The following is a 13,130-nucleotide window of genomic DNA, read 5'->3' as shown; positions in this document are numbered from 1 at the left end:
CGCGGTGGCGCCGTCGCCGGCGACCGGGCGGGCTTGGGCCGGTGTGGCGACGAGACCGGCCGCGGCGAGCGCTGCGACGCTGGGGATGGTCAATGCGATCTTGCGATTCATTACTTCCCTCTCCTGATCTTCCCCGAAGAGCCGGATGAACGCCCCCCGGACGGTGCTCCTCCCTGAAACACCTGCCTGCGAATCTAGCGGTGTCTCACATCGTTTGGGGGGCTGGGAGGTTGATACATCGGCCCGGACCTGCGCAAATACGCTGCGCGTCCTAGTCCTCGCCGTCCTGGGGGTCGCGCAGCCCGTCGTAGATCTCCTTGCACAGCGGACAGACGGGAAACTTCTTCGGGTCCCGGCCGGGGACCCAGATCTTGCCGCACAGGGCCACGACCGGTTCGCCGGACAGCGCCGACTCGAGGATCTTTTCCTTGCGCACGTAGTGACTGAAGCGCTCGTGGTCGCCCGGCTCCTGAAGTTCGGGGACGACCTCGGTCCGCTCGAGGGTGGCGGTGCTCGTGCTCGGCCGGCTCGGGGCCGCCGGCGCGTCCAGTCCTGGAGTCTCGCTCATGGAGAAAGCGTAGGCGACCGGTCTCAGTTGAGCCCGGGATCGGCAGGGTATGCCGCGACGAACGCCAGCGGGCCGGGCTGGCGCGCCAGGACCGCACGCCACAAGTCGGTGCCGGCGGCGAAGGCGTCGGCGGGTTCGCGCTCGACGACATACCAGCTGCCCGCCACGATCTCCCCCTCGAGCTGGTTGGCGCTCCAGCCGGCGTAACCGGCGAAGATGCGCACGGCGCAGACCTGCCCCGAGATCACCTGCGGGTCGCTGTCGAGATCGACCAGGCCGATGCTGCCGAAGAGCCGGCGCAGCCGGGAATCGGCCGGCGGCAGGTCGCCGAGCGACACCAAACCGAGCGCCGAGTCCATCTGGACCGGTCCGCCCTGGAAGACCATCGCCGGCAATGTCGCGACCGCACCCCATCCGGGCAGGATCGCCTCCACCTCAGCCTCCAGGGGCTTGTTGAGCACGACCCCCTGCGCGCCGTCCGTGCCGTGATGGAGCACGAGCACGACGCTGCGACAGAAGATCCCGTCCTCGATCTCCGGCGTGGCAACCAGCAGCCGGCCCGTCAGATCCTCCGGGATGGTCATGAGTCCTATTGTTGCGCGCCGCGGCCGTTCGCGGGGCTCGGCGCCGGTGCCGGACCGGCCGGTCAGCGGGCTCGGAATCCGGCCCCCAGCAGGACGGCGATGCCGATGCCCACGAGATCGGCACAACAGTCCCAGACCGAGCCCGAGCGGGTCGCGGTCAAGTGCGCCTGAAGGATCTCGCTCAGGACGGCCCACCCGGCCATGGCGGGCAGCCACACGGCCGGTTTCAGCCCCGCGCGCAACCCGAGGTAGGCCGGCACGCCGAAGAGGACACAGTGAATCACCTTGTCGTCGTAGGGAAACAGCGGCTCCCCGCCCCGACTGGGCATGAAGAGCAAGACGACGTTCACCACCAGGCTCGCGATCAGGGCCACCCACACGAGGAGGCGCGGCAGCGGCATACGACTCGCTGCGCTTGCGCCGATGCGTGCCGTCCCCCTGTTGTCCATGACGGGCACTACTGTGCACCACATGGATGCCTTCGTGGAAATGACCGGTACCGGGGTCGCCAGCGCCCCGCCGGATGTGGTCGTCCTCGACACCGCCGTCCGGACCCCGGGCGGGTCCGTTGCCGAAGCCCTCTCGCGGGCCGATACCGCGATGACCGCCATCGTGGGCATCGCCCGCGAACGCGGCCTCGCCCCGGCCGACCTGCAGACCACCTCTGCATCGGTGTATCCGCAATACGACCGCGAGGGCGTCTCCGTCAGCGGGTACATCGCCCAGCAGTCGATACGGCTGCGCATCCGGGAGCGCGACCTCGTCGGGCCGCTCATCACGGCCTTCTCCGAGTCCGTCGGCAACGCCCTCGCCATCGACAACATCAGCCTGCAGATCGACGATGTGTCCCCGCTGCTCACCCAGGCCCGCCGGCTGGCGTTCGAGGACGCGAACGCCAAGGCGCGCCAGTTCGCCGAGTTGGCCAGTCGGGAGCTGGGCCCCGTCCTGTATGTCGTCGACTCGCCGAGTCCGGGAGGCGGGCTCCACGCGGGCGGGGCCCCGAAACGGGAGATGATGATGGCCTCCGCCAGTGCCGACATGCCGGTCGAGATGGGCGAGAACTCCATCCGGTGCCAGGTCACCGTCCGCTGGGCCTGGGCATAGCCGTTGTCCTGGCTCGACATCCTCGGATGGGCCGGGTCGGCGCTCCTCGTCGTCTCGGTGATGCAGACACGCATCCTGCGGCTGCGCCTGCTCAACCTGGCCGCGACGATCACGTTGCTCGTCTTCAACTGGGGCCTGGGGATCTGGTCGATGGTGGCGATGAACGGCGTCCTTGCGGCCTTGAACGTCTATTACATCGCCAAGCTGCAGCGCGAGAACACCAGTGCCAGCACGGCATACGAGGTGATCCCCGTTGATCACGACGACGCGAGTCTGACCCATTTCCTCGCGCGCAACGGCCGTGACATCGCCCGGTTCAACCCGGGGTTCGCGGGGCCGCAGTCCGGTGCGGCATACCTGATCCAGAAGCGCGACACGACCTGCGGAGTGGTGCTGGTGCGCGACATCGGGGACGGGGTAGCCCAGGTCGACCTGGACTATGTCACCGCGCCGTATCGCGACTTCTCCCCCGGCAAGTTCGTCTTCCGCGACTCGGGATTGTTCCAGCGCAAGGGTTTTCGCCGCGTGCTAACCCGGCCGGGCATGGTGGCGCCACATTACGGGAAGCTGGGGTTCGTGCCCGACGGCGACCGGTGGGCGCTCGAGTTGGACACGTCCACAACGTGATGGGTCGACCAGCGGCTCGGCGAGCCGAGCGCTGGTGGAGGTGGCGGGAATCGAACCCGCGTCCACTGACGGCGAACCAGGACTTCTCCGGGTGCAGTGCGCTGAGGGAGTTTCTCGGCCCCAGGGCTCGCGCGCACACGTTCCCTGACAGGCCCAGTCGAGTAGGAGTCCCGCGCCGCCCCTCGACATGACGACGCAGCAAGATCTCTAGCTGACGCTGGTGACTATGCCGAGATCAGGCATAGGCCAACGGACTTCGGGCTCGCTCAGGCGGCGAGGGCGAAGTCGGTGCGCTTGGAGTTGGCACCTATTGGTTTGCACGGGGCGTTCACGAGATAACCGTGCGTCCTCGACCCGCTTCCCCTGGAAGACCGACCAATGTCGAAACCGATCACCCCCGAAGGGTGATCGACCCATCACGCTGTGGACTTGTCAAGATCCCCACCATTGTCGGTGGAGTAGTTCAGTATGACGCGTAACGCTCCGCAGCCCAAGTCGATTCCCGGGAGTTCTCCGTATGCCGCGTGCTCGCCTCCCCAGGGCTGTGCTCGCCGCCGTTCTGGTCGCCGCAGCCGCGGTGGGCTGCTCGACCGGGGGTGACCGGTCCGCCGACGGAGACCGGGGGCACCGCGACGGCGCCGGCGGGCTGTCGTGACAACACTGCCATACCCCGCGAACGGATCCCCGCGACCCTGGCCCCGCTGCCGGGCCCGAAGACCGCCCGGTCGCTGCTCCAGAAGCTGACCGTCGCCGATCGCTCACGCGGGGATGACTTCTGCCGCAACGCTTTCGGGCCTGGGACGTGGCCGGACCTCGACGGCAACGGGTGCAGTGCCCGCCAGGACATCCTGCGCCAGCAAGGCACTCAGCTGCGCCTGCAGGTGATCCGCAGCCATGGGACCGGTTGCCCCTGTGCAGGTGAAGTACGGCTACGAGCTCACGGTCACCGAGGACGAGCGGGACGCCCTCGCGGACATGCTCGGGACCTGCTGAGACTCACAGGCAGTACTGGTTGGGCATCGAGGGGTTGCTCGCCCGGCCCCAGTTCCGGCACAGCATGAGACCCCGGGCGCGCAACCCCTCGTCGATCCGGGCGAGCTGTCTCGCGTCGGTGCCGAGATGGTTCATGTGCACGACGACGGTCGACCCGCCCCAGGCGTGGCCGACGATGTAGTCGGCCACCTGTGACGGGGTGATGCGATGGTCGGGCACTTCGAGCGGCAGGGGCCGGCCCACGCGCTTCCAGTCCTGCGGGTCGACATTCCACAGGCAGTCGTTCTTGCCGTATTGCGCGAGGATCGCCCGGATCCGGCTGTTCTCGTCGCCATACGGGGGGCGCACGTAGTTGCTGCCGACATAGGAGCGCGTGATCTCCCAGACCACCTGCTCCGAGCTCAGCGTCGTGAGCGGGTAGTGGTGATAGGTGTGGTCGACGACGAGCAGCCCGCGATCCCGCGCGGCCTTGACGTCGACGAGGCCGGACTTGACGTGCTCACCGTTGGGGGCGATGCCAATGCCGTAACGCCCGGCCCGGGCGGCATCGATCAGGGCCCGATAACTCGTGGTGGAGACGGGCTGGTCGTCGAAGACGAGCAGCACCTTGTTGCTCGAGCCGTTGCCGCAGGTGTACTTGTCGAAGGGCTTGTTGATCTTCTCCAAGACGGCCCACGTGGCGGTCGTCGTGGTGCCATCGCGGCGCAGCACCCGATAGGCCTCGGACACCGCCTGCACCGCACCGGCGGCGGTGACGGGCCCGTAGCTGCCATCGGGGCTGGCCGTGATGAATTTGGCGTTTCGGAGGAGGGTTTGCAGATAGGTCACGCAGCTGCCCGTGTCGCCGACCTTCAAAGAGGGCCGTGACGACACCGGTGTGGAAGAGCTGCACGAAACGGCCGACGCATGGGCGCCGCCCACCGATGTCGTGAGCAGGGGGGCCGCGACGACTGTCGCTGCCAGCGTGAACCGTGCGAATGTCCGCCCCATGCGCGGGAACTTAGCAGCCATACCTCGTTGACGCCCCAGGAGGGGGTGCGGTTGTCACCGAGACGTCACTGTTACCAGGAGCCGCCGGAGGATCCGGAGCCACCGCCACCGGAGAAGCCCCCGCCGCCGCCGAAACCGCCGCCGAAGCCACCGCCGCCATCGAAGACGGAGGTGCCTGAGGAGCCCGGCGTGGAGATGAAGGTGCCTGCCGCCTGGGTGGCGAAGTCGTCGACGCCCGAGGTCAGCGAGTCGAAGAAGCCGCCCGTGCCCCAGCTCGGGCCGACGTACCAGATGGGCGGGGAGATCACGATCCCCTGCGCGGCCGCGGCGGCCGCCACCTGCTCGAAGGTGTGGGCCCACTTTTCGGCGACCCCGAAAACGATCGCATAGGGCAGATAGGCCGAGAAGATCTGCTGGGCCTCTTCGAACTTGATCTGATTCGCCTCGGCCGTCACGAGGTATTGGCGGAACCCGAGCGACTGCGCGAGCACGGCACTGCCGTCGGCGGTGCGCGAAGCCATGCGACGGCCGAGGGCCTTGACGACCAGGCCGCTGATGACGAGGCCGATGGCCAGGATGGTCGTGCCCGCCAGCGGAACGCCCGAGAACGGCCGGCCGGCCGGCAGGGCACCGCCGAGGAAGAACGCAGAGGCGATGCCGCCGAAGATGAGGAGGGTGCCCAGGCCCGACCAGGAGTTGCGCTGGCTCTGCGGCGACCGGCGGAACCAGCCCCGGCGCACGACCTCGTTGTACATCGAGCCCTTCACCGCCGTCAGGGTCGAGGAGAAGGTGTTCTTCAGATCCGCCCCCAGCCGCACCGGCGAGCCGCTCGAGAACAGACCGTCGAGGAGCATCTCTTCGTATTCGCTGAGCGCATGTGCCGTCTGCGGGGGCGTGGTCAAGGTCAGCAGCCAGTCGGCGCGGCCGAAGGACTTCTCGGTCTCGGTGATCGTCAGGTAGCCGCGAACCGCGAGGTCGAGAATGGTGGCGGTGACGTCGACGGTGTCGGCGCTCTCGTCGACCACGGTGCCGACCATGCCCGGCTGCACTCCAGGCGGCGGATTGAACTGCACCGCAACGGTTCCGGGACGCGCGCGCCGCTCGGTCCGGCCCTCCTCGCCGACCCCGGGAGACAGACCCGGGGTCAGGCCGGCATACTGCTCGTCGCGCCCCCGCGTCCACACCAGTGCACTCATGCCCGCCGTGGCGAGCAGGGGCAGCAGGACGCCGAGCCCGGCGGTGAGCTGGCCCAACAGGCGCGACGTGGCCGGCGGCACGGTGGAGGCGCCCGTGTCCTCCCCGGACGTCGAGCCCTCGATGAGTTCGGGCTCGAGGTCGCCGAAGTCCGAGCGCGGGAGCGAGACGGCGACGGTCATCGCCTCCCCCGGCTTCAGGTCGGTGTGGGCGAAGGTCGAGGGGCTGCCGGATGTTGCCTCACACATGGAGTTCGAGCCCTGCGCGCCGTAGTTGCAACCCACTTGGAGCGGCGCGCCCGGCGCCTCCACGGTGGCGTTGATCTGGTCATACCACTGCTCGTTGGCGATGCCGACGACGTCGTGGACGAACTCGGCCCGCTGGTCGTCGATCGCGTTGACGACGTGAGCGAGCGTGTAGGAGATGACGTAGGTCTGTGTGCCCGACACGGTCTCGTCGGGGCTGCCGATCCGCACGTGGATGTAGGCGCCGAAGTCGCTTTCGCTGACGTCAGCGGGAGCGCCGGTCGGGGAGGAGACGGTCAGGTCGCTCATCCGGTAGTAGCGGTAGACGTCCTCGCGGTTCTGGTACCCCGCACGCACCCGGATGTCACGGGTGATGCCGTGCCGCTCCGGGCCGCTGCTGGGGAACTGGTGGGTGATCGTCTCGGTCACCCGCACCGAACCGTCCTCGGCGAGTTGCATCGTGTTGTCGTATGCGGTGATCCGCTCCCCGGTGCCGACGGCGACGAAGCCGCGCTCCAGCCCGGAGGCCGTCGCGTATGCCGGGGCCACGCCCGCGAGGACGGCGAACGCCAGCACGAGCGCGGCGAGCGCGCGGCGAGCCCACGGCATACTCACTCTCCCCGCCCGCGGGAGTTGAGCGCGCGGTCCATGTCGCGCTGGTCCTGCCGCTCGCGCAACGCGTGCCTCTTGTCGTAGGCCTTCTTGCCCTTGGCCAGCCCGATCTCCACCTTGGCGCGCCCGTCCTTGAAATAGAGGGATAGGGGGACGATGGTGCGGCCGCTCTCGCGCGTGGCCGCCATCAGCTTGTCGAGTTCGGTGCGGTGCAGCAGCAGCTTGCGGCGCCGGCGGGGGGTGTGGTTGGTCCAGGTGCCCTGGACGTATTCGGGGATGTGCACACCCTCGAGCCACAGTTCGTCGCCGTAGAAGATGGCAAAGCCGTCGAGCAGGGAGGCCCGGCCCATGCGCAGCGACTTCACCTCGGTGCCCATGAGGGTGATGCCCGCCTCGTAGGTGTCCTCGATGAGGTAATCGTGGCGCGCCTTGCGATTGCTCGCGATCACCTTGCGCCCCGTCTCCTTGGCCACCGTCACCCGTCCTTCGCCTCGCGGCGGTGCCCGGCGCACCGCCCGCTCAGGTTACCCGCCAGGTTCGGGCGAAGCCCGCCAATCGGCCCGCAGGCGTCCGCGACGGTGTCTTGGTGACATTCACAATACGAAGTGGGCGATTCGACCGGTCAACCACGCCTGCCGGGGCTCTCCTCGTATTTCGACTGTCCGCCTGCCTTGCACTTTGGGCGGCTACAGCCAGTTGCGGGGGTCCTTGGGGACGCCGCTCACGCGGGCCTCGAAGTGCAGGTGGCAGCCGGTGGACAGGCCCGTCGTGCCGACATAGCCGACCAGTTGGCCGCGGGCGACCGAGCCGCCGGTGGCGACGATGCGCTCGAGGTGGTTGTACGTGGTCGCCAGCGAGTCGCCGTCCACCAGGCCGTGGGCGATGACGACCTGGTTGCCGTAACCGCCGCCCCAGCCCGCGGAGACGATGCTGCCGGGGGCGGCGGCATACACGGGGGTGCCACAGGAGGCGGCGTAGTCGCGGCCGGAGTGCAGGCGCCAGTAATTGAGGATCGGGTGGTAGCGCATCCCGAACTCGGAGGAAACCCAGGCGCCGGGGACCGGTGTGGACAGGAAGCCGCCGGATGGCGGCGGGTTGGTGGACCCACCGGAACCACCGGAGCTTCCGGTCCCGCCGGAACTTGACGTACCTCCGGAGCCGCCGGAGTTCGTGCCACCGGAATTGTTCTGGGCGGCGGCAGCGGCGGCCGCGGCCCGCTTGCGCTCCTCTTCCTCCCGCTTCCTGCGTTCGGCCGCCTCGCGTCGCTGGCGTGCCTCGATCTCCTTCAGCTTGGTGGTGATCTCATCCGACTGGTCCTCATATTCCGCGAGCCGCTGCTTTTCGGCCTCCCGCTCGGAGTCCAAGGCGGCAGCCGCCTTCTCGCGGGTGTCGAGCAGGGACTCCAGATCGGCCTCGGCCTGAGCGGCGGTCGCGGTGGCGGCTCTCGCCTCGGCGAGCGTGGCCTCGGTGGCGCGTTGCGCGTCGGCGACCTTCTCGCGCGTGGCGGTCAGGAAATCCTGGGTGGCCCGCAGCGAGGCATTCGAGGTCGACAGCTGGGCCAGGGCGTCGCTCTGGATGTCGCCGAGCGTGTCGGCCATGACCATGCGGTCGGTCAGTTGCTGCAGGTCCGAGGTTTCGAGCGCGAGTTCGAGAGTGCCGGTGCCCTGCTCCTGGTAGAGCTGAGCGGCATAGTTCGCGATCCGCGACTGGGTGTCCCTCATCTCGGCAGCGGTCGCCTCGAGGTCCGCGCTCGCCTTCTGTTCGTCGGCTTGCGCGCGGGCGAGGTCGGCCTTGGCCTGCTCGTTGCGGGCCTGAGCGTCGGCCTGGGCCTGCTGGGCCGCCGCCAGCGCGTTGCGGGCGGCGGGCAGCTTGGCCTGGGTCTCCTCGAGGAGGGCGTTGGCCTCGATCAGCTTCGTGGACGTGTCGTCGAGATCGTCGTGGAGCTTCTCGATCTTGGCTTCGACCTTGCGCTTGTCATCGCGCAGATCGGCGGTGGCCGGACCACCGGCAACGGCGGCAGCCACGAGGGCACTGCCCGCAATGGCGGCAGTGATGGCCTGGCGCGAACACACGCGCCCATTCGGTCCCAATCGCATCATCGGCCCCAAGGTTAGCCAGCCGGGCTGTGGAAATCCGGACCACCAGCGGCCGGGCGTGTCGCACGATACCGGCGGCGCGCGCTCCGGGGAAGGGCTGGGGTCAAACGCGCAGGTAGCGCCAGAGCGTGATGGTCGCGGTGACGATCGCCAGGGCGGCGGCGGTGCCGCCGAGGATGGGAGCCAGCCGCCACACGTCGGACAGGCCGATCGTGGCCTGGTTCAGCGCCTGGGCGAGTTGGCTGCCGCTGTCGCCGACCAGGGCCCGCACGCCGATCGTGAGCAGTCCCAGGGCGAGCCCGGCGCCGACGAGGGCCGCGATGACGGTCTCGAGGATGAACGGCAACCGGATCGCCATATTGGAGGCGCCGACGAGGCGCATGATGCCGATCTCGCGCCGGCGGCTGAACGCCGCCTGCCGGATCGTCGTGGCCATCAGCAGCACGGCGCAGATGACCATGATCACGGCCAGGCCCACGGCATACTGAGTGAACTTGTTGAGGATGGCGAAGAGTTTGTCCAGCACCTTCTTCTGGTCCTGGACCATCGAGACACCGGGGGCGTTCTCGAAGGTGCTGGCGACGACTTCGTATTTCGCCGGGTCGGACAGCTGCACCCGATAGCTCTGCGGGATGTCACCGACCTTGATATTGCCGGCGAGCGGAGTGTCCTTGAACTGCTCGCGGAAGCGGTCGTAAGCCTCCTGCGGCGACTCGTAGAAGACCTCCTTCACCAGCGGTCGCAGGTCGCCCAGCTGGCTGCGGATGTTGGCCTTCTGATCCTCGGTCACGGCGTGTCCGAGACAGTTGCCCTGGGTCGACTTGTTGGAGCACAAGAAGATCGAGACCTGGACCCGGTCATACCAATACCCCTTCATCACATCGGCCTGGCGCTGCGCGAGCAGGCCGAGGCCGAGCAGGAAGAGGGAGATCATCGTGACGAGGATGACCGAGATCGCCATCGACATATTGCGGCGCAGGCCGACCCAGACATCGCCGAACAGGTAGCGCAGCCGCATCAGTCGTCTCCTCGCACGACGTCCTCGGTCCAATCCGGGTCGGGATTGGCCCACAGGTCGTCCTCATCGGGCGACGGCGCCGGATCGGTCGAGACCTCCGTGGGCCGGGGGACATAGCTGCCTTGCTCTTCGTCGCGCACGACGAGGCCGTTATCGAGTTCGATGACGCGGCGCTGCAGTTCGTCGACGATGACGTTGTCGTGCGTCGCCATGATCACCGTGGTGCCGTGCTGGGTGTTGATGGAGGCCAGCAGCTTGACGATGTCCAGACTCGTCGCGGGGTCGAGGTTGCCGGTCGGCTCGTCGGCGAGCAGGATCGGCGGCTTGTTGACCACGGCCCGGGCGATGGCGACGCGCTGCTGCTCGCCACCGGAGAGTTCGTGCGGCATCCGGCGGCCCTTGCCCTCCAGCCCGACGAGTTCGAGGGTCTCGGGGACGAGCATCCGGATCGCGCGGTTGGGTTTGCCGAGCACCTGCAACGCGAAGGCGACGTTCTGCGCGACCGTCTTGTTGGGCAGCAGGCGGAAGTCCTGGAAGACGGTGCCGATCTGGCGCCGCAGCCGCGGCACCTTACGCGGGGGCAGGTTTCCGAGGTCGTGCCCCGCCACGAGCACCGACCCCGATGTCGTCGGTTCCTCGCGGATGACCAGCCGCAAGAGCGTCGACTTGCCCGAGCCGGACGGCCCGACGACGAACACGAACTGGCCGCGCTCGATCTCCAGGGAAACGTCATCGAGGGCCGGGCGGTTCGAGCGCGGATAGCTTTTCGTGACGTTTTCGAAGCGGATCATGAAGGGCGGGTCGGCCTAACAGTTGGCGTTACGGGGAGCGCTGAGACGGAAGGCATAGGTGCTTCAGTCTAAGCAGGGCGCCTGTGCTGTCACCCACTTCCTCGGCCCAGATGCGTGTCGGCGTGGTGCTCGCTGCAAAGCGATACCCACCAATCACTACTGTCCCACCGCTATCTTCATCGGCTACGTTGTCCCCCGGCACCCATCCGCCGAAGGTCTCCCCCGGGCTTTCGGCGCCGCCCAAGGAGTCGCTCGCATGCCCCCCACCACGCCGTTGCGTCCCGCCCTCGTCATCGCCGGTGTCACCCTCGCGGTGACCGGAGCCACTGCCATACCGTCGGCCGCCGACGCGGGTGCGCCGGGAGCCGACCGTGACCGGCTCGTCGCGACGGCCACGGCCAGGCAGGCGTTCACGCCGAGCGCAGACGCCCTGACGATCACGACCTCGGCGGGCGCGAGCACCTACTCCTACGACGCGGCCTCCGGCGAACTCGGCGACCTGATCGCCACCACCCCCGGCTCCGCGGGTCAACGCTGGTCGCCCGGCGGGGACGTGGTGCTCGACGGCGGGGCGACCTGGACCACGCGCGGACGCGACGACGCCCAACTCGGCAGCTACGCCCGCAACGCCAAGGCGCTCATGCCGGGGTGGCTCACCACCGGCGACGGCTTCGTCGAGCAAAGCCCCGGCGCCACCACCCCCTCGACGGCGATCTCGCTGACGCCCGGGGAGCGCTGGCGGCAGCCGGTCGCGGCCGGCGCCGTCAGCTACGGGCCGTTCGCCGTCAGCCCCTACGGCACCGAGGCCGTGGTCCGCGGCATCAAGACCGGCTCCTCCAACCTTTATCTGGTGCCGGTGCGCGGCCCGATGACGCTGGCCGGGCAGCCGTGGACCTTCCCGACCCGCGACTACCTGGTTTCGAGCTACCGGCCCGGGGACGCGGACGTCGCGCAGGAACCCGGCAAGGGCATCCGCGACTCCAGCGCCCGCACCTATATCGCCTTCCTCGGCACCGAGCCGGGCTCGAGCGAGGCGTCCCTTTTCGTCGACTATCAGGACGGCGGGCGACACCTCGGCGAACCGCTGCAGCCCACCCGCGTCATCGGCGCCGGGTCGCGGTGCACGACGACGGCTCCTGCGTTCAGTCCCGACCGGCGCAGCATCGCCTACGTCGTCGGCGTCGGGTCCAGCGCCAACCCGTGCTCGCAGATGGCCGTGCGCGTCGTCAGCCTCGGGTCCGGAGGATCGTATGACGCAGCGACGGTTCGCACGCTGCACACCGCCCCCGTGGGAGCGCCGATCAGGGCTGTCTCGTGGCGCGCCGTCACCGCCCCGGTCCAGCAGGTGCGGATCGGGGGCGAGGATCGCTACGAGGTCGGTGTCAACGTCTCGCGCAGTGTGTATGGCGACGCGGGCGCCGGTGGCGCGGTGATCGCGGGCGGCGAGGCGTATGCCGATGCGCTGGCCGGCTCCCCGCTCTCGGCGGCGTTGAAGGGTCCGCTCATGCTGACCCGCAAGGACCGCGTCGATGCGCGCGTCGTCGCCGAGTTGAACCGCGTGCTCAAGGCCGGCGCCGCGATCTACGTCCTCGGCGGTCCGGCGACCGTCGGCGAGGGGGTGCTGACCGAGCTGCGCGCCCAGACCGGTCACCCGGTCGTGCGCATCGGCGGGGCGAGCCGGTATGACGTCGCCGTCGCCGTCGCGAAAGTCCTCGCCACCGTGCGGGGCGAGCAGGCGGCCGCCATCTTCGTCGCCAATGGACAGGTCTTCCCCGACGCTCTCGTGGCGAGCCCGGCCGCGACGGTGACCCGCGGCGTCATCCTGCTCAGCGCCGAGGACGCCCTGCCTGCAGCGACGAAGACGTATATCGACGCCCACCGCGGTGTCGCGCTCTACGGCATCGGCGGTGGCGGTGGCCGCAGCCTCGCCGGCTACTCCGGAGTCGAGGTGATCAGCGGGGCCGACCGCTACGAGGTGGCCAAGCGCGTCGCCGATCGCTTCTTCACCGCCGAATGGATCGGCACGGTCGTCTCCGGGCTGAACTGGCCCGACGCCACCACCGGCGGTGCCTTGATCAGCCAGTGGCGGCAACCGATCCTGCTGGCCCGGGGCGCGACCCTGCCGTCGTGGACCGCGGAGCGCCTGGACTCCTCACGCGCCGCGATCGACCTGCTCGCCGTCTTCGGCGGACCGGCTTCGGTCGACTCCGCGGCCATGGACGAGGCGGTCCGCCGCGCGGGCAGTCAGACCCTCTACCACGGCCCCGACTCCCCCCGCTGAAGCACCCCCCGACGTTCTCCGCTCCTT

General features: G+C 69.0%; 12 protein-coding genes and 1 other RNA gene. 3 read left to right on the top strand and 10 right to left on the bottom strand.

Annotated elements, in window-relative coordinates:
* Window positions 1-271: 271 nt before the first annotated feature.
* From BN11_RS10160 to BN11_RS10150, 3 genes are all read right to left on the bottom strand, one after another.
* Window positions 272-568: a DUF3039 domain-containing protein gene (locus BN11_RS10160; RefSeq protein ID WP_048697264.1), complete on the bottom strand. Its 297-nt coding sequence runs from the start codon at window positions 566-568 to the stop codon at window positions 272-274.
* 23 nt (window positions 569-591) lie between these two features.
* Window positions 592-1,152: a YqgE/AlgH family protein gene (locus BN11_RS10155; protein ID WP_157044068.1), complete on the bottom strand. Its 561-nt coding sequence runs from the start codon at window positions 1,150-1,152 to the stop codon at window positions 592-594.
* A 62-nt stretch (window positions 1,153-1,214) separates the two neighbouring features.
* A complete protein-coding gene (locus tag BN11_RS10150; protein ID WP_162213207.1) occupies window positions 1,215-1,601 on the bottom strand; it encodes a VanZ family protein in 387 nt (128 codons plus the stop codon).
* A gap of 22 nt (window positions 1,602-1,623) precedes the next feature.
* Between BN11_RS10150 and BN11_RS10145 the strand changes: the two genes are divergently transcribed.
* Both BN11_RS10145 and BN11_RS10140 read left to right on the top strand, forming a co-directional pair.
* Window positions 1,624-2,256, top strand: a complete 633-nt coding sequence (locus BN11_RS10145; RefSeq protein ID WP_048697259.1) for an SIMPL domain-containing protein — start codon at window positions 1,624-1,626, stop codon at window positions 2,254-2,256.
* Window positions 2,257-2,259: 3 nt separating this feature from the next.
* Entirely contained in the window at window positions 2,260-2,883 is a 624-nt protein-coding gene (locus BN11_RS10140; RefSeq protein ID WP_048697255.1) for a hypothetical protein, read from the top strand.
* A 32-nt stretch (window positions 2,884-2,915) separates the two neighbouring features.
* Here the strand turns inward: BN11_RS10140 and ssrA are convergent.
* The 7 genes from ssrA to ftsE form a co-directional block, all read right to left on the bottom strand.
* Window positions 2,916-3,282, bottom strand: a transfer-messenger RNA (tmRNA) gene (gene ssrA / locus BN11_RS21835).
* 597 nt (window positions 3,283-3,879) lie between these two features.
* Window positions 3,880-4,704: a polysaccharide deacetylase family protein gene (locus BN11_RS10135; protein ID WP_162213205.1), complete on the bottom strand. Its 825-nt coding sequence runs from the start codon at window positions 4,702-4,704 to the stop codon at window positions 3,880-3,882.
* Window positions 4,705-4,937: 233 nt separating this feature from the next.
* Complete coding sequence (locus tag BN11_RS10130; protein ID WP_083433674.1) at window positions 4,938-6,914, bottom strand: DUF2207 domain-containing protein; 1,977 nt, start codon at window positions 6,912-6,914, stop codon at window positions 4,938-4,940.
* A gap of 2 nt (window positions 6,915-6,916) precedes the next feature.
* A complete protein-coding gene (gene smpB / locus BN11_RS10125; protein ID WP_048701202.1) occupies window positions 6,917-7,390 on the bottom strand; it encodes an SsrA-binding protein SmpB in 474 nt (157 codons plus the stop codon).
* 213 nt (window positions 7,391-7,603) lie between these two features.
* Window positions 7,604-8,989 carry a M23 family metallopeptidase gene (locus BN11_RS10120; protein ID WP_048697249.1) on the bottom strand — a complete coding sequence of 462 codons (1,386 nt, stop codon included), beginning with the start codon at window positions 8,987-8,989 and terminating at the stop codon, window positions 7,604-7,606.
* A gap of 127 nt (window positions 8,990-9,116) precedes the next feature.
* Window positions 9,117-10,031, bottom strand: coding sequence for a permease-like cell division protein FtsX (gene ftsX, locus BN11_RS10115; RefSeq protein WP_048697248.1), 915 nt, complete (start codon window positions 10,029-10,031; stop codon window positions 9,117-9,119).
* Window positions 10,031-10,822: a cell division ATP-binding protein FtsE gene (ftsE, locus tag BN11_RS10110; RefSeq protein WP_083433673.1), complete on the bottom strand. Its 792-nt coding sequence runs from the start codon at window positions 10,820-10,822 to the stop codon at window positions 10,031-10,033. The genes ftsX and ftsE overlap by 1 nt, the downstream gene beginning before the upstream one ends.
* Before the next feature lie 256 nt (window positions 10,823-11,078).
* Here ftsE and BN11_RS10105 point away from each other — a divergent pair, with 256 nt between their 5' ends.
* Complete coding sequence (locus BN11_RS10105; protein ID WP_048697244.1) at window positions 11,079-13,103, top strand: cell wall-binding repeat-containing protein; 2,025 nt, start codon at window positions 11,079-11,081, stop codon at window positions 13,101-13,103.
* Window positions 13,104-13,130 lie beyond the last annotated feature (27 nt).

The sequence above is a fragment of the Nostocoides australiense Ben110 genome, from assembly GCF_001050535.1.
GTDB classification, from domain to species: Bacteria; Actinomycetota; Actinomycetes; order Actinomycetales; family Dermatophilaceae; genus Nostocoides_A; species Nostocoides_A australiense.
This window is presented reverse-complemented; position numbering and strand designations above follow the sequence as displayed.